Source organism: Candidatus Kapaibacterium thiocyanatum, from assembly GCA_001899175.1.
GTDB lineage: Bacteria > Bacteroidota > Ignavibacteria > Kapaibacteriales > Kapaibacteriaceae > Kapaibacterium > Kapaibacterium thiocyanatum.
Window position 1 is genome coordinate 205,122 of sequence record MKVH01000013.1, and the last position, 23,277, is coordinate 228,398.

Below are 23,277 nucleotides of genomic sequence, written 5' to 3' on the forward strand. Positions count from 1 at the left end.
ATACGGAAAATGGCCGTCCCAACCGGGCGTTCAGCGCAGAAGAACCAGCATTCCCGTACGGTACAGTGAAGGGTCTCCGGTCAGCGAAATCCGGTAGAAATAGGTCCCCGTCGGCAGGGACTGGCCATCCGCTCCCCTTCCGTCCCATACCACCGACGCCGTACCGACGGTGAGCTGGACCGGCAGTTGGCGGATCATACGGCCCTGGACGTCGGAGATGTCGACCCGGGCAGGGGTATTGGCCATGGGCGAAGCCAGCCGCACGGCGAACGTGACGGGCCCCGACGACGGATTCGGCGCCGCAAGAGCATCGAGCAATTGCGTCTTGTCCGACACCCACAGGGCCATATCGAGATTCGCCTCGTTACCCGTGGCATCCTTGGCGCGGACGAGGAGGTTGTTCTGGCCCTTGTCCATACGGTAGCGGAAGATCTGGGCCGCACGAACGTCGGGGACGGCGTAGCGTCCGTAGACGTTCTGCGTGGACAGGAACTGGAAGTCCGTCGTGACGGCCGGACGTATCCGGTCGCCATTGACGTATGCCGTCAGACGCGTGGAATCGTTGATAGGCAGTTGAGAATTGTCCGAGAGAAGGACTTCGACGAGGGGCTCGGTCAGGATGAAGTCGCCGTCACGGACGATACGCTGGTCCGCCATTACCGTAATGGTCGGCGGTACGTCGTCTTCGCCGATGGTCAGGACGATGGCCGACGTGTTGTTGTAGGCATAGAGTTCGGGATGGACATTCCCCTCGTTGGCGGTCGCCGAGATCGTCGATCGTTCACCGAGGGCCGCCGTGGGAATCGCGATCGTCGTATCGAACGTCGTGTTCGCCGCCATTGCGGGCAACGGCATCGTCACGTCCACGGGGTGCTCTCCTACCGTAGCCCCGCTCGCGACAAGCGTGACGGCTGATCGCGATGATGCATAGGAGCGCATGACGTTCCTGACGCGATAGGTCACGCCGACGGTATCGCCGCGAAGGACCTCTTCCGCCGGTACCGTGATGGCGCCGCGTTCGATGCTCCATTCGTCGGCAGGTACCACGACGGCATCCACGGAACGAAGGACGGGTTCCCGCTGGCTGTCGGCAACGTGCGTGAGTTCGGTACGTGTCTGGACTGCGAGGTAGTCCGTACCCGAACCGACGTCATTCCACGTTCCTGTACCGTCTTCGAAAGAAGTCAGGGAGTCCACGCTGCCGTCACGACGGCGTCCGTACAATACCGTCCTCATCCCGCCTGCCATGCCATCGCCTCCGACCTGGATCGATGCGATCCGTTTGACGGGACCGAACCAGTCGGACTCGACGAAGCCGTTGCGTCGATAGAACGGCAGCTTCGTCGTGATCTTCACCATCGAATCGGGAGCACCCTTCCAGCCTTCGACGGCGGCACCCCGGCCCAGACCTCTTCGGCCGACGAGCACGTAGGAACTGTTGTTCCGGAGCGAGTCCTCATACATCGATCCGTACATGCGCAACGTCTCGCGAAGCGTATCGATGTTGCCGTCCTTGACGAAGCCGGAAAAGGCCTCGTCGCATGCGGCGACCACGACGCGATCGTCAGCACCGATCGAGTCACGCATGAAGGTGAGGAATTCTCTCGTGGAACCGTTGTGGCCGGCTTCCGGAGGCTGCGGGAACTGCCATGTATCGTACCAGCGGATGGCTCTGGGAATCGTGTCGTACGGACCGAATACGACGATGTTCAGTCCACGCAGATAGTTGTTGTCGCGATAGTAGATGCCGTCCAGGCGTACCTGGAACGTCCGTACGATCTGCACGGAATCGGGATTGGTGACGCCCACACCGCTGGAACGCACGAAGAGCTCGAGTTCCCTGCTGCCGAGAACGTAGCCCTTGTTGTCGTCGTCGTATGCCACCGCTCCGGCCGTCGCTGGCCGCAGGCCGCTGCCGTGTTGTCGCAGGCGTTGCTCGTCCTGTCCTAGTCCCGTGCGCTCGGACGCACTGAATGGAATCCAGATGCGTGACGACGTGGTACCGTTGACGCGGTCGACGAGTCGTGCGGACATCCAGTACTGTCTGTCCGGTTCGAGAATGAGGGTCGGCGACCAGTCCACGACGCTTCCCGTTCGCGTTATCTCCGACGGTTGCGAGCGCATCACCGTCGTTGCGTCGGTCGTATCGACTGCGGTCGTGATGGCGAACTCGACGTCGAGGGTTTTCGTTTCGGTGGACTGCGGATCGAGAACGCGGAATACCGGATTCATGATCGGCATATCCCACCAGCGTTGTGGTTCGACGGGCAGGACGCTTCGGGAGAAGACCGTCATTACCGCCGTCAGCCTGTTGTTGGCGCGATTCTCGTCGGAAAAGACACCGGTAGGATCGAGATCGAAGACGAGATTGTGTTCACCCGTCATTCCTGCGATATCCAGTGAGCACCGGAGAACGGCGGAGCCGCAGATGCCGTTGTCGATCATCATTTCCGTGGTGTCGGCGTATGCCTCGAAGGTCCGTATGCATCGCACGAGCAGAGGAAGCGTCGTACCGATACCGGCATTGTGTACCGTCAGGCTGATCACGGCGATCGAGTCGTCTTCCGTGAGTTGGAGGTCGTTCGTCCGGTCCGCGATCACGAGATCCTGGCGTCGTGCATAGACGTCGGGAATGGTATCCATCCTGATGCGTGTGAAGGGATCGCCCAGCACGCAGTACTGCATGACGGTATTGTAGCCTTCCCTGTCGCCACGCCGCGCGAACGACTGCTTGGCTGCATAGATGAGATCGCCCACGCCGCGGATCTTCGCATCGCGGATCTGCTGATGGATATTGTAGTGCAGCATGCTGACGGCGATCTTGAACTCCCATCCGGTTCCACCGACTGCCGCGACGAAGCCCTTGCCGGGTTCGACGAGATACTGACCGTTCTTGCACAACGTGCTGGGATTGGAATATGCTCCGGTCTGACATGCATAGGTGGCCAGGATGCCGTACCGCCCGGTATTGCTCAGTTCGCTGGGTTCCCAGCCCGTGATGTCGAACTGCTGCGTGGCACCGTGACCAATGTAGTTCATCCACTGTACACCCGTATTGAGCTGCTGGGTGATGAGGAAGCCGATGTTGGCCGGTGCGGTGTACTTGCAGAGCGTGACGGAGTCCATGCACATCGGAACCTCGGTGAACGTGTCGCCCGTTCCGAACGGATCCTGCAGCATGTCGTAGAAGACCTGGCACATCCCTTCGTTCTCGTCTCCACCACCGACGAACATGAATCGCCGCATCCACGGAGAGAACTGTATGGTATCCGACTGGACGATCTTGTCGACGAGCGTACTCGACTCTTCTTCGGTAAGGACAGGAAGTCTCGAGACGACCATTTCGGGAAAGGCGTAGTCACCGCCTTCAAGCAATCCGAACCAGTAATCCGACGATGGTCGACCGTAGGTAGGTACCTGGTCGGGTCTGCGCGCACCGACATTCCCTTCCTTGATGATGACACGCTGATCCCATGTTGCATTGCCGACGAGGACGGCATAGGAAGGACGGGGCTCGGGCCATGTTTCCCACGCATGACGGAGAAATTCGCGCAATGCTTCGGGAGCCCTCGATCCGGCGCCGAATTCGTCGAGGATCGCGTCGATGTCCACGACGGCCGTCGAAACCCCGTTATGACTCCTTCTGTGCGCAGCGAGGCGTTCCGCATTGGCCCGATGCACACCGTGCGCGACGTAGATCACGTCGGCCTGTGCGTGCGGCGCACGAAGATCCGCAAGCGCGGATGCGCGTACGACCGCCACTTCGACGGCGAGGTCATCGTTGATGTAGAGGCCGAGTGCGCGGTCCGACGGTACGCACACCGCACCTGAATAGCGCTGTCCCTGGGCATGTTCGAGGAAGCCATCCACGGCGACGACCGGACGACTGCCGACATCGGCCGAGAGCGTCGAGGAGGCTCCGAGTACGAAGCCGTGCAGCCATATCAGTTCCGACGATGGCGTTGCCCGCTGTTCGGAGATCCAGCTCTTCAACGATGCCGATGCCTGCGATCCGCAACCGCCGACGACGACGGTACTGCCTTGCGGAAGTGTCCGAAGTACCGTGAGAAGGGTCTCGGCGTCGGTGGAAACGGTCGTGAACGCAGTCGTCGATGAAGGTTGCCGGACGATGGCGAAGAATCCGGAGATGCTATCGATGGAGATCATCTCGTCGTTGATGACGACCGAAGCACGATACTTCGTACCGTTCCAGTCCGTCGTCGTCCATTCACGATCGACCTTCGTGATCGATGCCCTGATGGCGTTCCCTTTCATGGAGACGACATGCCGGGCCAGTCTGTTCATCGTCGTATCGAGCACGTAGATGTCGCGCGTCCGTGAGCCGTCGACGGGAACGCTCCATGGAGCGTTCTGTCCACTACCGCTGGTCCGGCCGATGAAGCTGCCGTCCATAAGATACGGGAGGGCCTTGCCTTCGATCGTCACGTAGTCGACCAGAAGTTCCGAGACGTAGTCCTCCTTCGTGAAGAACTCCGGGTTGCCGACGGAGAAGGCACGCATGGAGGTTGCACCGGATGCGATGCGATTGCCGGGCAGCGTCACGGAAACGACATTCATGCCGAAGCCATCCGTGATCGTCTGCGCGCTCGCCTCGCCATCGACGGAGAGGTCCATTCTGTTGTCGGGGCTGTAGTTCCAGGCATTCGTCGATGCAGCGTAGTGCAACGAGAACCGGATACTGTCGTCCGGCTGTCCCGTTCCCGCCACGGGATACCGGAAGGTCAGACGCTCGAACGCCTTCGCATTGAGGGCATCCCAGTAGAATCCCTCGAGATAGGCATCGTCGGTCAGATAGGTCGACGAGACTTCGTCGATGCCGCTTCCGAGATGGTAGAAACCGTCGTCGCGTTCGATATGCAGGTCGACGTCGAGTGCCGGCAGTCGTGTCGTCTCCCCGGTGCAGCCTGCCAGTTCCGTCATGCGGAGATGTTCTCCCGGTCTCGTCGTCAGGAAGAACGTGCTCACCGTGTCGTGCACATTGTACCAGATGGTATCCCCTTCCGGTCTGCGTCCGCGGAAGAGAATCGTATCGGATGCCGTCAGCGTTCCGGAGCCGTCGCCATCGATGATGAAGATGTGCCGTTCGATTCCCTTCTGGAACAGGGTCAGCGTGGCCAGCGGAGCACCGGTCAGCGCCGGTTCCACGGCAAGGATGGCCGTACCCGTCGACCGTGCGATGCCGTCACGGGACGTCATGAGCTTCACATGGGGACGTGAAGGATCGATCCACGAGGGATCGATGATCCGCTGTATTGCATCCGTCCGTTTTGCGGATACCTCCCGTTCCTCCCAACCTGGATTCAGGAGCGGGTTGGCCCATGCGGGCAATGTCCATGTCTTCGCCGAACGGACGAGGTTGCGCTCGAAGGTCACACGGACCGTCGCACTGTCGGCACGTTGCCATCCGTCACCATTCCGTCGCCACGGCTGCACGGCTAGCGTCGCCATGGTATGGTTTCCGTAACGTCCCGTGCGTACGATCGTCACGCCGAAGTCCCCTTTGCCGAGAGTATCCATCTCGGCCGGCCGGCCGGCCTTCCATCTGTATACGGTCATGCGTGCGGAGACATTCCCCTCATCCGGGACGACGACGGACCACTCCGACGTCAGTGCCTTCGCCGACAACGTGGCGGTGAGCCCTTGTGCGGAAGCGTCGGCAGTCGTTGCCCTGGAGGATGCCGAAACGGCGCACAGAACGGCAAGCAGTAGCAGAATATGCATATGATGGGGCCCAAACGGAATGCGCCGTGATACGAAAGGTACCACGGCGCATTAACTGTTTTATTTGCCGAAAAGTTACGAGCGCTGACCGCCCGGGAAGGATTCGCGCATGGCGATGATGATCTTCTCGGCGACCTTGTCGGAAACGACGCGCTTGACGTTGTCGTCACTCGCGAGCGATTCAGCGATGGCTTCTTCCACCTTGCGCTTGATGAGCTCCGACGTTTCGCCGACCAGGGCTCCTGCGAGGGAGTGCATGTCCTGCGATACGTCCTTCATGGTTTCGAGCTGGTTCTTGTTCGCGTCTTCCATCTTCTTCAGCATCTTGTCCATACGTTCTTCTTCTTCCGTATAGACGAGACCGAAGGCGAGAAGGGCGAGGAGCGAACCTTCGAGGGAGATGGCCGCAAGGATGAGCGACGGCTTCGTGGCCGGGATGAACTTCAGACCGCGAACACCGATGATGACGATGAGGATGGCGGCACCGAAGTAGGCGAAGCCCGTCACGTTGTTCGAATACTTCTCCGTGAAGTGGTGCGCCATGTACAGACGCAGACCCTTGAAGAAGGCCAGACGGTTACGGCTCCAGATGATACCGTTCGTCGTGTCCTGGATTTCCTTCAGGACGAAGTCGCTGAAGAATTCCTTCAGGCGGAGATAGAGCACTTCGTTACGGAACATCACGATGTCGACGTCCGGAGCGAAGACTTCTTCGAAGCGGATGATACGCTTGCCGTGTTGTGCTGCGACGTCCTCGTCATCCACCGACGTACGGTCCCATACGAACTTGAACGCGCTGCGCACCTGATGGGGTTCGAGGGCGGCAAGGTCGTGATCCGGCATCGTGAGGAGGTCGACGATTTCCGTCGAGAATCCCGTCTGGAGACGGATCTTGTCCTTCGTGTGATGGATTTCCCGTTCCACCTTCTGGGCCATGTAGCCGATGCCGGACGGGAGGAAGAAGGTGACGACGATGGCGAGGCCGAACCCGAGTACGATGGATAGTACCGTGAAGCCGAGGATCGGCTCGATGATGATGGCCGATTCCCCGAGACCACCTTCACCATTGGCCTTCATGATCCACTCGCCGGCGCCCTTTGTATATCCATCGAGGGCTTCCTCACGCGTGGCCGAGGTGAAGTCGAAGATATAATCGGTCTTGATGTACTGCTTGAGCTTCTCGTTCGAGGGTACCGTTCCGGTGAACTTGTCCGTGACCACGGCAAACAAGTGCGGCTGCACTTCCTTGAAGTTGTCCTTCAACTTCTTGTCGTGGGGTTGGAACAGTGCCAACACTGCGCCTTCCACTACGCGCGGAATGATGAACGAGTATGCCCCGTACGACAAGACGACGAGAAGAGCGAGGAACACCAAAGTATGTTGTATCCCAGCCTTGTTCGGCTTGTGTGCGTTCGCTGTCATTGCGACTCCTATCCCCGGATGGTTGATTGAACGTTATGCTGCTGAACGTTACGTGATGTTTCGAGTGCCTCACCCGAATCGTCGAATATATACCAAGTTTTTCGTTTCGACAACAAGAACACCGACGCAGGGACGCTTCATCTCGTGCAGAGGTTCCCTGTCGGGGGCTTTCCGTAGTTTTGCACACCGACTATTCGCCCGGAAAATGAAAGGAATGAACGTTATGCCCACTACATCTGGATACACTCCCCGCTTCGACGTCGCGCCCGATCAGGTCCTCGAAACCTTGCGTCGGTATATGCTCGTCGATGGCTTCGACCACGTCGTCGATCTCGAGCGGAGTCACGATGCATACTTCGTCGAAGCCCGTTCCGGCAAGGAGTTCCTCGACTTCTTCACGTGCATCGCCTCCATGCCGATCGGGATGAACCATCCGAAGATGACGGATCCCGCCTTCATCGAATTCCTCGGACGTGCCGCCCTGAACAAGCCGTCGAATTCGGATATCTATAACACCTGGCAGGCGACGTTCGTCATGACGTTCTTCGAACTGGCCGTTCCTTCCCACTTCAAGTACAGCTTCTTCATCGATGGCGGTACGCTCGCGGTGGAGAATGCCCTGAAGATCGCCTTCGACTGGAAGGTACGCAAGAACTTCGCGAAGGGACATCGCGCCGAGAAAGGACACAAGGTCCTGCACTTCGAACGTGCCTTCCACGGACGTTCCGGTTACTGCCTCGCGCTGACGAATACGGATCCCACGAAGACGGCATACTTCCCCCGTTTCGAATGGCCGCGCGTCGTATCGCCCTTCCTGTCCTTCCCCGTCACGGATCAGGTGCTGGAACAGGTCATCCGTCAGGAGGAGCTCGCGATACGCCAGATCAAACAAGCCCTCGTCGACAACCCCGACGACATCGCCGCCCTGATCATCGAACCCATCCAGGGCGAAGGTGGGGACAATCACTTCCGTCCCGAATTCCTGCAATCGCTCAGGACACTGGCCGACGACAACGACTTCCTCCTGATCTTCGACGAAGTGCAGACGGGTGTGGGGATGTCCGGACGCATGTGGGCCCATGAAGCGATCGGCGTGAAGCCCGACCTCATGTCCTTCGGCAAGAAAATGCAGGTATGCGGTGTGCTGGCAGGACCGCGTGTGGACGAAGTGCCCGACAATGCCTTCCACGTACCGAGCCGCATCAATTCCACATGGGGCGGCAGCCTCGTCGACATGGTCCGCGTTACCAGGTATCTTGAAATTATCTCCGAAGATAACCTCGTGGACAATGCGGCGAAGGTCGGTGCGCATCTGAAGAAGTCCCTGCACGATCTTGCCGCGACACATCCCGACGTGACGAACGTTCGTGGTCTCGGTCTGTTCTGCGCCTTCGACCTTCCGGATACGGCATCACGGAAGACCTTCCTGGACAAGGCCTACGATAACGGCCTGCTCCTCGTGGGCAGCGGCACGAGAAGCGTCCGCTTCCGTCCCGCACTGAACATCACCACCGAACTCGTCGACAAGGGCCTGGACATCATCCGCAAGCTGCTCTGACGAACGCCCCGTCGCCATACGACAAGGGGCTCGTACCATACCGGTACGAGCCCCTTCTTCGTTTCAGGGTTCCTGGATCTCCGTTCGGGAACATCTATCCGTTCACTGGAGATACCGCTCCGCAGCGGCGACGACATCGCGAACGGCCTGGTCGAGACCGACACCCTTGATGCGCGCCCCGGCGGCATAGACGTGTCCCCCACCCCCGAAGGAGGCGGCGAGATCGCGCACGTAGGTGTCGCCTTTCGACCGGAACGAACATTTGATCATGCCGTCGAGCTCGACGATCATCACACCCATACGGACTCCGGCGATGGCGAGCGTATGATGGACATAGCCTTCGACGTCGTCCACACTGCAACGATGCGTCTTCAGATCGTTGCGTGTGATGACCATGACGCAAAGCCTGCCGTCATAGAATGTCTTCAGACTCGTGAGGGCCTGTCCGAGCATCCGCGTACGTTCGATACCGGATTGATTGAACACTTCCTCGTATGCACGGACCGGATCCGCACCACCGTCGATGAGCGTGGCAACGCGTCGATGAAGCTCCGACGTCGTCCGCGGAAAACGGAAGCCTCCCGTATCGGTCATGATGCCGGTGTAGAGACATACGCTGACCGCCCTCATCGCGGCGCCTGCATGGGGCAACAGGATGGGAACGAGCATGTCGCACGTCGCCGCTGCATCCGTATCGACGACCTGGATATGGGCGAAGGCATCCGGCATCGTATGGTGATCGATGTTGATGATCTTCGCCGCGGACGAAGCGATGGCGGCACCGAGCGTGTCCAGTCGTTTCAGCGTATTCAGGTCGAGGACGATGATCGTATCCACGCTGTGGATCAGGGCATCGTGTGCAGACGGAGAATAGACTTCCATATCCGTGGCGCCGGGCATCCACAGCATGTTCACCGGAGCCGGACTCGGAAGGATGACGGTAACCGAGGCACCGAGTGCCTTCAGCGTGTGCCAGGTCGCAAGTGCACTGCCGACGGCGTCTCCGTCGGGATTGACGTGCGTGGTGATGATGCATCGCTCGACGTAGGTGAGGGCATCGGTCGCACGACGATAGGCAAGGGCTAGTTCGGAATCCATAGTTCAAAGCTACGCATCCGTGGTCGTTGCAAACGCTATATTTGGGCCATGTCCACTGCAGCCCACCATCCCGTCACGTGGAAACGTACGTACGTCACCATTGCCTGCGTGGTGGCCGGCCTCCTGTCCATCGGCATCATCGTGGATCAGTTCGTACTGCCGCTCATCGTCAGTTCCACGGAAGTCATCCAGCTCCCGAACGTCGTGGGCAAGGACATCGATGCGGTTCGCCAGCAACTCCAGGGGCTCGGACTCCAGGTGATGGACGTCCGCGAGCAGTACAGCGACAAGGTGGTGAAGGGCCGGATCATGTCGCAGAACCCCTATCCCGGGGCGACGGTCAAGGAAGGCCGGCGTGTCTACCTCACGGTGAGCAAGGGCATCGAAACCGTTCGCGTACCGGACCTTTCCGGCGTGAATCTGCGTGATGCGCGTCTGACCCTGATGCGGCTGGGCCTGAACATGGGCAACATCTCATATGAATACAGTGATTCCATCGCATCGAACCGTGTGCTCGCACAGGGCATTCCGGTGGACGCCCAGCTACCGTACGGCGGTTCGATCGACGTCGTCGTCAGCCAGGGGCCGAACGGCATCCACGTACCCGACGTCTTCGGAATGAGTGTGGACGAAGCACGCCAGGCTCTCGAGCAGTCGGGGCTCCAGCTCGGCATCATCGCAGAGTCATCGAGCGGTGCCTTCGACCCACGCACCGTGATTTCGCAGACACCACGCGCCGACTCCGTCGTTCCCAGCGGTACGGCCATTTCCATCACGATCGTCAAGTAGGATGATGCAACAACTCATCGTCATGCGCCATGCCACGGCCGAGGCCAAGGCAGCGAACGGACGTGACCGCGACCGGGATCTTACGGCCGACGGAATCGAGGAAGCGGACCTGATGGGTATCGTCCTGCACCGCATGCTCAACGACATCCCCGTCATCGTGAGCAGCGAATACGTGAGGGCGCAACGGACGGCCGCTGCGGTATCGTCCGCCTTCGCCGCCGTGAACGTGTCGGTCGATAACAGGTTGAATGCGGACCGTACCGTGGCCGATATGATGGAAGTCATCGACGAAGCAGACGCCTCCTCCCTGATCCTCGTCGCCCACATGCCCGTCGTCGCGGAGCTCGTCGAACGCTATACCGGAAGCCCTGCATCGTCCCTGATGATGGCTCCCGCCACATGCATCGTGCTTGCACTGGAATCGAAGCGCCGGCGTTTCGGTATACTTCAGGGAATGCTGTCCGCCAATCTCGCCCGCCGGATCATCTGAGAGATCAGAGGGCCTTCATCCAGGCCGGTACATGCTCTTCGGGCTCGGCCAACCAGACCTCGCCATTCTCTTCGTGAACGTCGTACAACGGTAACCGCGAGCTGCCGATCAACGGCTCGCCCGTGACGATGGAATACGTCCACCCGTGCAGAGGACACTGCACCGTGCCGTCGACGACCAGACCCTCGGCGATCAATGCCGCATGCTTGTGCGGACAGATGTTGCTCACGGCCCGTACGATTCCATCGACACGGAAGATGGCGATCGAATGCTCGAGATCGATGTCGACCCGATATCCTCGCCGTTCCGTGACGTCGACACTCAGACAGACCTTGCGATAGACACGACCACCGACGTCCCGTGTCTCCGCTTCATGCCATGGGAAACGCATCGCGGAGCTCCGGTCCCTTGTTCCCCATCACGATACGTGCGGCGGAGCGCAGTGCATCGTGTTCGAAGACGACGATCCATTCCTCGTCGATGATCTGCGGCAGGATCCGCTTCTTCTCGGCGATGGACACGAGCGGCTGACAGTCGTATGCCATGACGTAGGGTACTGGCGCGTGTGCGCCGGTCGGCATGAGGTCCGCGGGGTAGAAGAGCGTCGTGGTACCGTCGCTGATCCGTACGCTCTGCATGCCGAACGTATGACCGAACAGCGGATCGACGTGAATCATCGGGAACAGTTCGCCCGGACCTTCGAGAAGGGTCAGGCGGCCATGTTCCTGCAGCGGCACGAACTGGTCGGCTACGAACGAGGCGCGATCCTTTTCGGAAGGAGCCAGGGCCCATTCCCATTGCTCACGCTGGACATGGTACCAGGCATTCGGGAATCGCGGTGCGAGAGCACCGTGTTCTCCTTGCGTGACGGCACCACCGGCATGGTCGAAATGCAGGTGCGTCAGGATGACGTCGGTGACGTCGCCCACTCCCACCCCCAGCGCTTCGAGCGAACGCTCGAGCGAGGCCGTGGCGAACTCCATCCCGTAGATGTCCTGCTGCTTCGCTGGCGTCTGCGGGCTGTTGCCCGTATCGACGAGGATCGTCCGTTCATCCGAACGCAGCAGCAGACAACGGGAGACCATCGGAATCCTGTTCCTGTCGTCCGGATCGGTATAGGCGCGGGTCCACAGGGCCTTCGGTACGACGCCGAACATCGCCCCCCCGTCGAGGCCGAACGATCCGGTGTCCACCAGATCGATGGTATAGTTGCCGATCTTCATCATTCCATTCCTTCGTTATGCATTTCATTCATTATTGAGTATCCGTCCGCCAATGACCATCAATCGTCGAAGACGAAGACCGGCTCATGATAATAGCGGGCCTTCTTGCCGGTGACCTTGGCCGTGAGCCAGCGCTGCAGCCAGGCATTCTTCTCCTCGATCGGAGCGGCGATGTCCAGCATGTCCAGCGAGATGTTCACGTTCAGTGCCCGTCCGGGAATGACGTGGCGTGTGATCCCTGCGGGAAGCAGATCGCCTTCGGCGGCGGCACGAAGGATATCGGCCTCGCGCCAGGCCGGGAACAGGACGATGGCCGGGCAGCCTTCGGCACGACGGATCGTGGCCTGGAGGTCGTCGTTGACGATCCGGTGAATCTCTCCGAAGCCGCCGTAGAGACGGACCAGCTGACGGAGGATGTGCGGCACCGAGGTCTCGGCGCTGGCCTTCGTGAGCAGATGCGTCCGTTCCGGCGTTTCCATGATGGCTGCCGCCGCTTCGTTGGCGGCGAGTGCCGCTTCCGCTTCGGCCACGGTCGTCATGGTCACCACCGCGCCGTCGAGATGCCCGAGATGATCGAGGACGGTACGTGCCGCATTGTCGCGGAGAAGGTGGTACCATGCCTCGAGGCGGATCACGGTCATGTCGTACGGAACGACCTGTACCAGGATATCGTGGCAACCGATGGCCCGTGTGGCCGTGGTTCGGGTCGCACCGTCGAGTACGACGTAGCGTATCGGAGAAGAGCCCGGGACTTCGGCGACGATGGGAGGATTGCGCAGGATGCCGTCGCGTTCCATCGACGTTCTCAGTCGATTGACGCGGTCGGGGTCGGTTTCCTCGTGCAGGAACAACTGCTCCACGGGCACGATGCGAAGGTCGAGATGGCGGGTGTCGAGTGACGTCATGCGGCAAAGATCGTGCTTTCGGAGAGGCTGTAAAACCAGCATTGGTAAAATTGATCGCTACGCAGTAGTTTTGCCGCTTCGTAAGCTGTTGACTAGTCGTTGTCTACGTCATTTGCCGGAGTTTCGTCGCCCATGGGTGCCATCACCAGGATTCGCCAGATCTCTCCTTTATTTCTTGCCGTCGTGGCAGTTCTGTTCATCGTCTTCATGGTGATACAGGACTCGAGCTGCAGCACCATGCGTTCGTCCCAGCAGGGCGCAGCCAACACAGTCGTTGGCACGGTGAACGGTACGAAGATCACGCTTGCCGAGTACGAGTTGCGCGTACGCGCGATGACGGAACGGCAGAAGCAAGCCAATCCCAATGCCGAGGTCGACGACGAAGCATTGCGTCAGCAGGTCTGGGATGAACTCGTCAACGAAATCATCCGGAAGCAGGAAGCCGAGAAGCTCGGCATCGTGATCACGGACCAGGAAATCACCGACGTGATGCTCATCAACCCGCCGGATTATCTCCAGCAGGGCTTCCGCGATTCAACGGGCCGTTTCATGCGCGATCAGTATCTGCAGCTCATGACGGATCCCGAAAGCCTGGGCAACATCCTCCGTAGCCAGAAGATGCCGGAAGAGGAAGTGGAACGCCAGGTGGCGCTCTTCAAGAAGCAGCTCATCGACGTCGAGGACGACATCCGCAAGTTCAAGCTCGACGAAGCGCTGCGTACGGCCGTCGGCGCCACGGCGAGCGTCGTCTCCCCCACCTACGCCGAACTGAACTATCAGACGGACAACAGCGCCGCCGACATCAAGGTCGTGGCTCTCGATGCCATGCGCATTCCCGACGCCGAAGCGAAGATCAGCGACGACGAAGCCAAGGCCTACTACGAGCAGAACAAGGAATTCTACGAGCAGAAGCGCGGCCGCAAGATCAAGTACATGGCCTTCCCGATCATCGCGTCGGGCAAGGACACGGCCGCCGCCATCGACCGCTCGAAGAAGCTCATGGAGATCTTCACCACGCTGCCGACCATCGAAGCCAAGGACTCCGCCTTCACGGCCGAAATGGTCCGCCTGAACGGTACGACCAAGGACTTCACGAGCGTCAGCGAACTCGACCCGAATCTCAATACCGCGCTCATGTCCCTTCAGGAACGTGAAGTGTTCGGTCCCCTCTCGACGCCCGAAGGCACGAAGTACATGCGCCTCGATGGCCGCCGCGAAGGCGCCAGCCCCGTCGTCCGCGCAAGCCACATCCTGATCAATCTCGACGGCGGCAAGGACTCCGCCAAGGCTGCCGCAGAGAAGATCATGGCCCGTGCGAAGAAGGGTGAGGACTTCGCGACGCTCGCTCGTGAGAATTCGAAGGATCCCGGTTCGGCGATGAATGGCGGCGACCTCGGCTTCTTCGCCAAGGGGCGCATGGTCAAGCCCTTCGAAGACGCGGCATTCGGTGCAGCCATCGGTTCCGTCGTCGGCCCCATCGAAACGCAGTTCGGCTACCACATCATCAAGGTCACGGACAAGCAGAGCACGGAACTGAAGTATTCCGAGATCACGATCAAGCCAACGATCAGCACGGCCACGAAGCAACGCATCATGGCCGAGGCATCACGCGCCGAGAAGACGATCGAAGCCGGCACGCCGATCGACGACATGGGCAAGCAACTGAAGGTCAAGGTCGTGGAAACGCCCGTCTTCCAGGAGACGACGCCGATCCTCGGCTCCCGCGCCATCACGCAGTTCGCCTTCGATAACGACAAGGGCAGCGTCCTCCGCCAGGAAACCAAGGGCTACGGCATGATCGTCGCCCAGGTCACCGACACGCGCGAACCCGGCATCAAGCCGTTCGAAGACGTACGCGAGGAAATCATCCGCAAGCTGGCCATCCGCAAGAAGATCGACATGCTGAAGAGCAAGGCCGAACAGATCGCCTCCTCCCTGCAGTCGGCCGGTAGCGTCGACGGCGCCAATACCATCGACCCCACCCTCGAAGCCCGCGTCCTCACCCAGGTCCGTAACAACGGCCAGCTCCAGGGCATCGGCACGGAATATGCCGTGACGCAAGCGGCCTACACGCAACCGATCGGTTCCGTCGGCAAGCCCGTCCGCGGCGAACGAGGTTGGTACATCGTCCAGGTCACGAACCGTACGGCAGCCGACATGGGCCGCTTTGCATCGGAGAAGACGGCAGTGATCCAGAACCTCGCCACGCGTACCCGCGGAACGGCATACTATGCCTGGTTCAACAAGGTCCGTGAGAACTCCGAGATCAAGGACGAACGTAACAAGCGCAACTGATCCATGACGCCTCGTGCGTCGTGAAACTTCGAAGGGCATTGGCGACGAGATACCGTGACAACGGCTCTCCAACCGATGCCCTTTCTTTTTGCAGGAACATGATCGCCCATGACGTCGAACCATCCTCTCAGCACATGCCCGGACGTCGCTTCGGCCGATGCCGCCTATGCCTGGTGCATGGATCTGGCGACCTCGCACTACGAGAATTTTCCCGTAGCGAGCGTCCTGCTTCCTCCGCACATGCGCCGGCACGTCAGCGCCGTCTATGCCTTCAGCAGGGTCGGTGACGATATCGGTGATGAACCCTGGACGACGTCGATCGGCGAACGTCTGGCGGGCCTGACGGATATGGACGCCCTGGCCGATGCCGCAGCTGCCGGTCCCGTCGATAGGGGCAATGCCATCCTCGTCGCCCTCTCCCATACAATACGGGCCTGTGCCCTTCCCGTCGAGCCCTTGCATGCACTGATCGCAGCGTTCAGACAGGACGTCCTCTTCACGACCCTGCAGACGTGGGACGACGTCGATGCCTATTGCAGGAATTCCGCCGATCCCGTCGGTGAACTCGTCCTGCGTATCTCCGGCTCATGGACGCCGCAAGCGGGAGTCGCATCGGATGCGGTCTGCACCGGACTGCAGCTCGTCAATTTCTGGCAGGATATCTCCGTCGACCGTCCTCGTGGACGCGACTACCTGCCCGCCGCGCTACGGAAGGAGGTCGGCGATGCCGAGGCGCTGCGGCAGGCCTTCCAACGTACACGCGACTTCTTCGTCTCCGGAGCTTCGGTCGTCGACCATGTCCGGAGCCTGCGCCTGCGTCTGGAGCTCAAGACCATCATCGCTGGAGGCATGGCCATGCTCGACCGTTGCGTGGAGATGGACACGGCCCTGTTCCATGCGAGACCTGCGCTCGGAACTGGTGATTATCTTCGTATTCTCGGAAGAGTGATTACAGGACGCTGGCGTCCACGATACAGATAATGAGCAATTACGTATTCACCGATATCGAAGAGCTGTCACCCGACCCGAAGGAAGGCACGACGAGCTTCTACTATTCGTTCTCCTTCCTCCCGAAGGAGGAACGGGAAGCCATCAATATCGTCTATGCCTTCTGCCGTCATATCGACGACATCGTGGACGACGTACCGTCGCTCGATCCGGACGTCATCCAGCACAAGCGGCAACGGCTGCAGTGGTGGCGCACGGAGATCGAACGCTGCTATACCGGCGAGGAGCCCCACGTCCGTCTCAAGCGCCTGGCCCACGTCATCAACAGGTTCAACATCCCCAAGCAGCATCTCCTCACGGTGATCGACGGATGCGAGCGGGACCTCGTCCAGCGTCGCTACCGGACCTTCGCCGAGCTCAAGGAATATTGCTACAGTGTGGCCAGTGCCGTGGGGCTCATCAGCATAGAAATCTTCGGCTACAAGCACGAGGACACCCGTCAGTACGCCATCAACCTCGGCTATGCCCTGCAGCTCACCAATATCCTGCGTGACGTGAAACAGGACAAGGACCGGGGCTACATCTACCTTCCCCAGGAAGACCTCGACCGCTTCAGGTACAGCGAGGAAGACCTCGTCAACGAGGTCTACAACGAGAACTTCGTGGCCTTGATGGAATTCCAGGCACGGCGCGCGCGGGAATACTATCACAAGGCCCGTACCATGCTGCGGCCAGACGAGCGGCTCACGATGGTGGCGGCGGAGATCATGGACGCCATCTACTATCGCCTCCTGGAGAAGATCGAACTGCACGGATATCGCGTCTACACGCGCAGGATCCGGGTGTCGGCCACGCACAAGTTCATCACGGCCTTCCGCATCTGGCTGTCGAGCAAGCTCTTCGTGAAGAGAATTCGGCCGGGCAGCTAGGGAAAGTAAGCCACCGCTTTCGTATTTTCGGATGCTTCAACCCACGGAACAATGCCATGTCCATCGCCTTTACCGCAGAAGAACTCACGTCGATCGATGCACTGAAAGCGAAGTATCCCGACCCCAAGGCGGCCATCATGCCCGTCCTGTGGATGGCGCAGAAGAAATGGGGATGGTTGAGTGAGGACGTCATGCGGTATATCGGCGACGTCATGAATCTTCCCTATTCGCACGTGCTCGGTGTGGCATCGTTCTACACGATGTACTTCAAGAAGCCGATGGGCAAGCATCACGTCCAGGTATGCACGAACGTCAGTTGCATGCTCCGTGGCGGCGAGGCCATCTACAAGCACGTGAAGGAACGTCTTGGAATCGGCCATAACGAGGCCACCAGCGACGGCACCTTCTCGCTCGAGGAAGTGGAATGCATGGGTGCCTGCGGCGGCGCTCCGATGGTCGCGATCAACGAGGACTTCTTCGAGAATGCGACGATCGCCCAGATCGACCAGCTCCTCGCCCAGAGGAAATGATCCCGGCGCATCCCGCCGATATCCGAATGACTACCCCATGAAGCCCTGCTCGACCGAGCCGGGCTTCGTTGCTTTTGGCCCGTTTCGTCATCGTCGTGAAACTTTTTCCGGCCTTGCGTCACCTACCCTTCGTGCACAGCTCCTTACCTGATCATACCGACGAGTTCTTCCGTCTGTTGGAATCGCATAGGGATCCCCTATGGCGTTTCGTGCGCTCCATGTGCCCGACCCATCACGACGCCGAGGACCTGCTCGGAGATACGGTACTGCAGGCTCATCAGGCCTTCCCGAAGCTCAGGGATCGTCAGGCCTTCATGTCCTTCCTGTTCACGATCGCCAGCAGGATCCGCCGGCGACAGCGATGGAGAAGGACGCTGTTCGGAACCTACGATGACGCCGCCGCCGAGGCCATCCCGCACGCCGATCCTCTACCCGATCATCAGGTCGACGTGGAACTGCTGCGGCAGGCCCTTCAGACGCTCCCGGATAAACAGCGCGAGACGGTCGTCCTGTTCGACGTTCTCGGGCTGAGCCTCGAAGAGGTCCGCACCGTACAGGGCGGAACACTCTCCGGTGTGAAGTCCCGCCTGCTGCGCGCCAGGCGGACGCTCGCACGCCGCCTCGAGGCCGACGTGCCGGAGGAACCGGCACCCATGATCATCCACCATCCCATTCTCTAGAGCCATGCGTAGGCAACGCCGCACACTCGATGACTACTTCTCAGCCGCACGTGGCGAACAGTCGCCGGTTTCAGCCGAGGACCTGCGCCGCATGGTGGATCTCCCCTCCAACCCCATTCCACAAGGCACAACGATGATGACGAAGATACTTGGCATATCCACGGCCGCACTCGCCGCCGCTGCCGGTGCCTCCATCCTGATCATCCACGATGGATCGGATACCGGAAAGAAGCTCACAGTGGACAGCGTCATGCCGGCCACGAAAGCTCCAGAACAACTGGCGAACCTTGCCGCCCCCGTCCATACGGACGACAGGATCACCACGAAAACCAGCCATACGACCGTCGGGAGGCCTGCCGAGGCCCCGACACCGCCCATGCCCCCGCTTCCGCCCGTTACGGCCCTCGAAGCCGATGCCACGATCCTCCTGGCCCTCGACCTGAAGGAGGACTGCCTGCGCCAGATCGCCACGGCGATCGAGCAGGTACCGACGGCATTCGGAGCCTGCTCGGACAACACACCTCGCCCCATCATGGTCACCAGTGCCAATGGCCGCGGCCACGTTGTCCTGCAGCACGGCACGATCGCCAATGCCAATACCCTCATTCCCGTCGCCGCGAAGAACGGCGATGACGATGTCCTGATGTGGTTTCCGCCCACGCAGGACTTCATGAAGTCGCTTCCGGACAGCCTCGTCAAGCCTCTCGAGGAAGTCCTCGAAATGGATATCCATGTGACCGACGACGGCGGTCAGATGACGGTCAGACGGAAGCACCGGAACGACGACGGTACGATGGCCGAAACGGAGGACATCATCGGCCTGTCGGACATGAAGTCCATGGTGAAGCGACTCGATGGCAAGCTGAACGATCCTGCGCTGGCCAAGCATATGCAGCTACTCCGGAAGCAGCTCAAGAACATGATGGACGACAGTTCACAGATCGTCTTCGACAAGGACAGTCTCCCGTATCTGCTCCAGGATATCCCTGCCCCTGTAGATATACTGGAGGTCGATGCTCCGGAATTCGACGCCAAGGTCGACTCCATCATGAAGGATTTCCCGAACGTCCAGATGAGGATCGATTCCGTCATGAAGGATATGCCCATGATGCAGATGAAGGTCGATTCGATCATGAAGGACTTTCCGAACATCCAGATGAGGATCGATTCCGTCATGAAGGACTTTCCGGCGAAGCAGCGGATGATCGACTCCATCATGAAGACGATGCCGAATACCCGTCTCATGATCAAACGCTTCGGCAAGGACTCGGTCGTCGATATACAGATCGATGTGGATTCGGCGACGACGACGATGCCGAACTCCCACGTCATCGTCAAACGCATGGACGCGAAGCCACTTCAGTACAAGATCGATACGAGAATCAATGTCACGGATTCGACGACGAAATCGACGAAGTCGATGCACGTACGCAGCCGCGTCCAGGTTCTCAGGTCCCCGGCAGCGAGAGGCGGCATCATCGTTCTGTCCAGACGTGACGTGATGAATGAACCCGAGGTCAAGGCAGGTGCTGTCACCGGCCTGCAGGAAACGTGGCGGGAAACGAGCGGTGCCGTCGAAACGACGGGCGTCTTCCCGAATCCGACGAGTGACGGTGGTGCGACGATGTCGTTCACGCTCGCCGAGGATCGCAACGTCAGCATCGCGCTGCACGATCTCACCGGTGCGAAGGTCACGGACCTCGTCCGGAACTCGCCTCGCAGGGCTGGCACGGGCCAACTGGCCTTCACGCTTCCGGGCGTCACACCCGGAATGTACCTCGTGACGCTTACGACCGATCGTGGCGAACGTGCCGTACAGCGGCTCATCGTCCAGTAATCGGGTAGTCCACACCGACGCTGTTCTTCGATCCCCGTTCCGGCTATGCCGGGACGGGGATTTCCGATTCTGCGGGAGGAGGTCGGCATAGTTCTTCCGGGCAGACGCGGTATCGGCGAAATCCTCGAAGACGTAGTGGAGATGCGCACGTCCGTGTTCCACGGTAGCTCTTGACACCCCCTTATTGGAGACATTCGACATCGGCTTCTTCCCGTAGCGAGGCTCCGCATACCACAGAGCCCGATGTACCTTCAGCACCCGGCCATGGCGGTCCTGCCGGCATGGATAACAGGAGTATCAGCAACCATGCAGTATTCATCAGCGCGTCCCTCCGTCGGTTCGACATCCATACCGTGAACGCCGGGATTCGTGATCGTATCCGACGGCCATGCGTCGTTCGGCAACGGGTCACGTCAGAACGTCGCCATCGTCAACGTGAAGAAGAACTGCGGCATGGCGCGCTGGGATATCCGGGCCGAGATATCGAAGCGGAGCAGCAGCAGGATGCGGTTGATGCCGAGACCGACCTCATAGTAGAGCTTCTCGGCCGTATTGTTCGTGGTATTGAGCGTCGTCCCCGTATAGGCCAGTGTCCTGTCCCGGAACGCCGTCCACCCTATGCTTCCCATGGCGATGAATTCGATGCCGAAGCTGGCCACGTTGGGAATCCGGAGCAGACCCGGAATGACTTCACCGAAGTTGTGCGCGAGGGCGAGAGATACGTAGCGGTCGCCGTAGAATTCCTTCACGCGTACGCCGCGGAATGCGCTGCCGCTCACGATGCCGCTTACCGCCGATTCCAGACTGAAGAACCGCTGCGGGGGGACGTCCCCGTCCGACCACCCGGCATTGAGACTGACGTCGAGGGTCCACAACGGCATGGTCGCGATCCGGGCGAGGGCATGGACTTCGAGCCAGCGGAAGCGGAAGTCGCTGGGCAGGATTGACGGCTCCGATAATTCGCCGCTGATTCCGAGACCCGTCCTGGAAAGATTCCGTTGAGGGTTGTAGGAGAGGTAGAGGTCGCCTCCCAACGTCTGCATGTTCCCGCCGAAGATCGCCGGATTGTCGCGTACCGGCGCATCCCTGTTGAAGATGGAGAAGCTCGACCGTTGCCGTGCCGTCTCCTGGCGTTCGCTGCGGACGAAGACCCGGAGCCGAGAAGGACGTTCGTAGACGTCGTTGCGGATGAAGCGGAGCTGTCCCCAGCCGTAGGACAGCCCCGCTTCCCAACCGGTTGCGTAGTAGTAGTCGCCGTAGTCGTTGTTGAAGAGCAGGGAGGTGAAGGTGATCAGCGCATTCCGTACGGCGAAGGGGTTGTCCCGCCGCTGCAGCCGCCGCGATACGTTACCGTCGATGCTCCATCGCTGCCGGTCGTCGACGAACAGCGTGGCTCCCAGTGTACCATAGAGACGTCGGTCATCCACACCGTAGCCACCGAGCGCCAGCACTTCGACGATCGTGTCGGGCCGCACACGTATTCCCGCACCGACGTAGGCACCGTGGATGCGGTTGTAGCGGAAGACGTCGTCGAATCCCGTGAATGGACTTCTTCCCAGCCTGGCGATGGTTCTCGTGACGGGACCGATGTAGCGGTCGAGAAACGTCGTGGTCATCAGACTGTCGGGATTCTCCTGCGCGAGGCGGATCTCTTCGTAGGCCAGTTCTTCTTCCCTGCGTAATGGAATCTTGACGTGCGTTCGCCAGAACGTGGAATCGAAGCTGTCCGCATCGGCGCTGGCTTCCACACGGCGCCGATCGAAGACGTCGTCGTCGAACACGGCGCGCAGGTCGTAGTCGTAGCAGAAGTTCTCGATCGTGATGTCCAGGCGCGGAGAAAGCAGGAAGAGAATGTCGGCCTTCATACTGCTCGCGATGGAAAGAGCCTCGGGCATGAGGGCGGCTCCACCGAGCTCGGTGAACGTCTGTCGATAGGAAAGCGCCGCATCGAACGGCAGGTTCACGGCACGATTCGGCAGAAGCCTCACCTCCACGGGAACGTAGCGCAGTGTGTTGATGAAGATGCTGCCCGTGAAGCCCCGTCGTGCGGAACTCTTCGGTTCCACATCGATACGGACGATGGAATCCTCTTCGTTGCTCATCAACGTGAAGTCGTAGACGTCGATGGCGTCGGTGGCGAACGGACTCGCGATTTCCTGATCGAGGATGTTGACGACGTCGTCGTAGACGTTCAGGTTCGTACCGAACGTGACGAAGTTCGCCTGGGCGGGAATGTTCGCCGTCTGCCTGCGCTGGATGATCTCGTTGAACGACCGGCCCGGACGTTCGACGTATCCCTTCGAGAAGCTTTCCAGGATGCTGAAGACCGTCGTGTCTCCCCTGCCCGAACTCCTGCTCGCCGTGGCGGTATCGGTGACGGCCACGAACTTCGAATACAGAAGGTAGGTATAACGGCGGATGGTATCGTTCTGTGCGGCCTTCCTGGCCAGCACCTTGCGCATGATCCGGACGGCGGGATCTTCGGCGACGACGACGACTTCACGGGCACGGAGCGGCTCCTCCGTGAGTCGCACCGTCAGTCGTGCGTTCTCCAGCGGCAGCCGGACCTGCTGCGTACGGTAGCCGATCAGCGAATACGTGAGAGTGACGCTGTCGGCGCCGGACGGAATGCGAAGCAGGAAGGCACCGCCCTTGCTGGAAACGGTGCCGAGTCTCATACCATCCACCCTGATCGTCACGAAGCGCAGCTCTTCGCCCGACCCTGCGTCGAGAATGGTGCCGCGCATCGTGACCAGTGAATCCGTCGTACGTGCATGCGCGGAAACGTTCCACGCCAGACCGAGCAGCAGGATGCAGCATCCTGCCACGAA

Annotated in this window: 16 protein-coding genes; 9 read left to right on the forward strand and 7 right to left on the reverse strand. The window is 60.1% G+C overall.

Annotated features, from left to right (window positions below):
* Nucleotides 1-30 precede the first annotated feature (30 nt).
* Both BGO89_02770 and BGO89_02775 read right to left on the reverse strand, forming a co-directional pair.
* Nucleotides 31-5,742, reverse strand: a complete 5,712-nt coding sequence (locus BGO89_02770) for a hypothetical protein (protein ID OJX59357.1) — start codon at nucleotides 5,740-5,742, stop codon at nucleotides 31-33.
* A gap of 75 nt (nucleotides 5,743-5,817) precedes the next feature.
* On the reverse strand, nucleotides 5,818-7,164 hold the full coding sequence (locus tag BGO89_02775; protein OJX59358.1) for a hypothetical protein: 1,347 nt from the start codon (nucleotides 7,162-7,164) through the stop codon (nucleotides 5,818-5,820).
* Between the two features lie 223 nt (nucleotides 7,165-7,387).
* On the opposite strand from BGO89_02775, the gene BGO89_02780 reads away from it, so the two are divergent.
* Nucleotides 7,388-8,722, forward strand: coding sequence for an L-lysine 6-transaminase (locus BGO89_02780; GenBank protein ID OJX59359.1), 1,335 nt, complete (start codon nucleotides 7,388-7,390; stop codon nucleotides 8,720-8,722).
* 102 nt (nucleotides 8,723-8,824) lie between these two features.
* Here BGO89_02780 and BGO89_02785 read toward each other — a convergent pair whose 3' ends face one another.
* Entirely contained in the window at nucleotides 8,825-9,820 is a 996-nt protein-coding gene (locus BGO89_02785) for a hypothetical protein (protein OJX59360.1), read from the reverse strand.
* A 48-nt stretch (nucleotides 9,821-9,868) separates the two neighbouring features.
* On the opposite strand from BGO89_02785, the gene BGO89_02790 reads away from it, so the two are divergent.
* The gene (locus tag BGO89_02790; GenBank protein OJX59361.1) at nucleotides 9,869-10,609 is read left to right on the forward strand and encodes a hypothetical protein; all 741 of its coding nucleotides are present in this window, start codon (nucleotides 9,869-9,871) and stop codon (nucleotides 10,607-10,609) included.
* A gap of 1 nt (nucleotide 10,610) precedes the next feature.
* Nucleotides 10,611-11,099, forward strand: coding sequence for a phosphohistidine phosphatase SixA (locus tag BGO89_02795; GenBank protein OJX59362.1), 489 nt, complete (start codon nucleotides 10,611-10,613; stop codon nucleotides 11,097-11,099).
* 4 nt (nucleotides 11,100-11,103) lie between these two features.
* Here BGO89_02795 and BGO89_02800 read toward each other — a convergent pair whose 3' ends face one another.
* From BGO89_02800 to BGO89_02810, 3 genes are read right to left on the reverse strand one after another with little or no spacing between them, the layout of a single operon-like run.
* Nucleotides 11,104-11,424: a hypothetical protein gene (locus BGO89_02800; GenBank protein ID OJX59429.1), complete on the reverse strand. Its 321-nt coding sequence runs from the start codon at nucleotides 11,422-11,424 to the stop codon at nucleotides 11,104-11,106.
* A gap of 46 nt (nucleotides 11,425-11,470) precedes the next feature.
* Nucleotides 11,471-12,322, reverse strand: a complete 852-nt coding sequence (locus BGO89_02805; protein OJX59430.1) for a hypothetical protein — start codon at nucleotides 12,320-12,322, stop codon at nucleotides 11,471-11,473.
* A gap of 59 nt (nucleotides 12,323-12,381) precedes the next feature.
* Nucleotides 12,382-13,227 carry a hypothetical protein gene (locus BGO89_02810; GenBank protein OJX59363.1) on the reverse strand — a complete coding sequence of 282 codons (846 nt, stop codon included), beginning with the start codon at nucleotides 13,225-13,227 and terminating at the stop codon, nucleotides 12,382-12,384.
* Between the two features lie 132 nt (nucleotides 13,228-13,359).
* On the opposite strand from BGO89_02810, the gene BGO89_02815 reads away from it, so the two are divergent.
* The 6 genes from BGO89_02815 to BGO89_02840 all read left to right on the forward strand — a co-directional run bounded on the left by BGO89_02815 (nucleotide 13,360) and on the right by BGO89_02840 (nucleotide 20,446).
* Nucleotides 13,360-15,522 carry a hypothetical protein gene (locus tag BGO89_02815; GenBank protein OJX59364.1) on the forward strand — a complete coding sequence of 721 codons (2,163 nt, stop codon included), beginning with the start codon at nucleotides 13,360-13,362 and terminating at the stop codon, nucleotides 15,520-15,522.
* 183 nt (nucleotides 15,523-15,705) lie between these two features.
* On the forward strand, nucleotides 15,706-16,503 hold the full coding sequence (locus tag BGO89_02820) for a hypothetical protein (protein ID OJX59431.1): 798 nt from the start codon (nucleotides 15,706-15,708) through the stop codon (nucleotides 16,501-16,503).
* Nucleotides 16,503-17,399: a squalene synthase HpnD gene (locus BGO89_02825; GenBank protein OJX59365.1), complete on the forward strand. Its 897-nt coding sequence runs from the start codon at nucleotides 16,503-16,505 to the stop codon at nucleotides 17,397-17,399. Before BGO89_02820 ends, BGO89_02825 begins: the two co-directional genes overlap by 1 nt.
* Before the next feature lie 56 nt (nucleotides 17,400-17,455).
* On the forward strand, nucleotides 17,456-17,929 hold the full coding sequence (locus tag BGO89_02830) for an NAD(P)H-dependent oxidoreductase subunit E (GenBank protein OJX59366.1): 474 nt from the start codon (nucleotides 17,456-17,458) through the stop codon (nucleotides 17,927-17,929).
* Nucleotides 17,930-18,147: 218 nt separating this feature from the next.
* Nucleotides 18,148-18,609, forward strand: a complete 462-nt coding sequence (locus BGO89_02835; GenBank protein OJX59367.1) for a hypothetical protein — start codon at nucleotides 18,148-18,150, stop codon at nucleotides 18,607-18,609.
* A gap of 4 nt (nucleotides 18,610-18,613) precedes the next feature.
* Complete coding sequence (locus tag BGO89_02840; GenBank protein ID OJX59368.1) at nucleotides 18,614-20,446, forward strand: hypothetical protein; 1,833 nt, start codon at nucleotides 18,614-18,616, stop codon at nucleotides 20,444-20,446.
* Nucleotides 20,447-20,859: 413 nt separating this feature from the next.
* On the opposite strand, the gene BGO89_02845 is transcribed toward BGO89_02840, so the two are convergent.
* On the reverse strand, nucleotides 20,860-23,274 hold the full coding sequence (locus BGO89_02845) for a hypothetical protein (protein ID OJX59369.1): 2,415 nt from the start codon (nucleotides 23,272-23,274) through the stop codon (nucleotides 20,860-20,862).
* Between the last annotated feature and the right edge of the window lie 3 nt (nucleotides 23,275-23,277).

Excerpts from the sequence above, each read along its gene's own strand:
- BGO89_02770 (OJX59357.1), bottom strand. The coding sequence starts at position 5,742 with ATGCATATTCTGCTACTGCTTGCCGTTCTGTGCGCCGTTTCGGCATCC.
- BGO89_02830 (OJX59366.1), top strand. The coding sequence starts at position 17,456 with ATGTCCATCGCCTTTACCGCAGAAGAACTCACGTCGATCGATGCACTG.
- BGO89_02815 (OJX59364.1), top strand. The coding sequence starts at position 13,360 with ATGGGTGCCATCACCAGGATTCGCCAGATCTCTCCTTTATTTCTTGCC.
- BGO89_02790 (OJX59361.1), top strand. The coding sequence starts at position 9,869 with ATGTCCACTGCAGCCCACCATCCCGTCACGTGGAAACGTACGTACGTC.
- BGO89_02785 (OJX59360.1), bottom strand. The coding sequence starts at position 9,820 with ATGGATTCCGAACTAGCCCTTGCCTATCGTCGTGCGACCGATGCCCTC.
- BGO89_02810 (OJX59363.1), bottom strand. The coding sequence starts at position 13,227 with ATGACGTCACTCGACACCCGCCATCTCGACCTTCGCATCGTGCCCGTG.
- BGO89_02825 (OJX59365.1), top strand. The coding sequence starts at position 16,503 with ATGAGCAATTACGTATTCACCGATATCGAAGAGCTGTCACCCGACCCG.
- BGO89_02780 (OJX59359.1), top strand. The coding sequence starts at position 7,388 with ATGCCCACTACATCTGGATACACTCCCCGCTTCGACGTCGCGCCCGAT.
- BGO89_02795 (OJX59362.1), top strand. The coding sequence starts at position 10,611 with ATGATGCAACAACTCATCGTCATGCGCCATGCCACGGCCGAGGCCAAG.
- BGO89_02775 (OJX59358.1), bottom strand. The coding sequence starts at position 7,164 with ATGACAGCGAACGCACACAAGCCGAACAAGGCTGGGATACAACATACT.
- BGO89_02840 (OJX59368.1), top strand. The coding sequence starts at position 18,614 with ATGCGTAGGCAACGCCGCACACTCGATGACTACTTCTCAGCCGCACGT.
- BGO89_02805 (OJX59430.1), bottom strand. The coding sequence starts at position 12,322 with ATGAAGATCGGCAACTATACCATCGATCTGGTGGACACCGGATCGTTC.
- BGO89_02835 (OJX59367.1), top strand. The coding sequence starts at position 18,148 with ATGTGCCCGACCCATCACGACGCCGAGGACCTGCTCGGAGATACGGTA.